This is a genomic window from Thiolapillus sp. (assembly GCF_048562965.1).
GTDB classification, from domain to species: Bacteria; Pseudomonadota; Gammaproteobacteria; order Chromatiales; family Chromatiaceae; genus Thiolapillus; species Thiolapillus brandeum_A.
In genome coordinates this window covers 1-813 of sequence record NZ_JBHNMF010001169.1, presented here as the reverse complement: position 1 = coordinate 813, position 813 = coordinate 1, and the positions used below count along the sequence as shown (strand labels likewise).

The window sequence follows — 813 nt, the reverse complement described above, 5'->3', positions numbered from 1 at the left end:
GCTTTTCCATCGACACATCCCCCAGCATAGTCTCGATACTGTCAACCAGCGGCTGGGCGAATTTCCTGATGAAATCTGCCAGAGTGAATGTCTGCATTTTGATTGCGGATTCACCCGGCTTGCAGCCCGCCGGCTGAAGGATGCCCATACGGACCAATACACCCTCATGCGCCGGGTCGATGCAGTACACCTGCCCGGTCCCCTCACTATGCGATATGAAGCCCCGCGCGGTAAGCGCGCCCAGTACGTAGCAAACGATTTGCTTAGATGCGGGCGACACCCAGCGCTTGCCGGATTTGTAGTCAAAGACCCCAAGCTCGGTCAGCACGCCATCTGTAATCGTATGCGTTACCAGATCCGCAGTGCCAAAAAACGTATCTTTAACGTCCTCTGGTACATACCGCTGCATATCCACGCGCTGTTCACAGTAGATTTCTGTCGCCTCTTCAGCCAGGGGCCTGAAAGACGCCAGCGCGTGGGACATGTGCTCACCGTAACCCGGGGGGATCGCCAGCATCCCAATACCTGTGAAAATCACATCGCCATCCTGCACAGGTTCATAAGAACCCAGGCGAATCAGTTCTTCCAGGATAGCGTGCAGCTCCGTACCCAGACGCATAGCCGGGTTTTCCGGATCACTATGACCCTTTACCCACGTATGATAAGCAACCGGGCAGTTAGCCCAAACATCAGCCCGGCTGGGTGAAATATCCGCGTGCTCTGTCATGCTACACCTCCTACCGCTACCGCACTGTGCGGCTGATCCGGGTTTGTGATGTACCAGTCAATGACACCCGCGAACCCGGCAAACGC

Annotated in this window: 1 protein-coding gene; it reads right to left on the bottom strand. The window is 56.0% G+C overall.

All coding sequences use genetic code 11. The features are described from left to right. The coding region (locus ACOCD2_RS23075) for a DUF2800 domain-containing protein (protein WP_419626221.1) at positions 1–727 on the bottom strand (727 nt) is incomplete at its 3' end. Positions 728–813 lie beyond the last annotated feature (86 nt).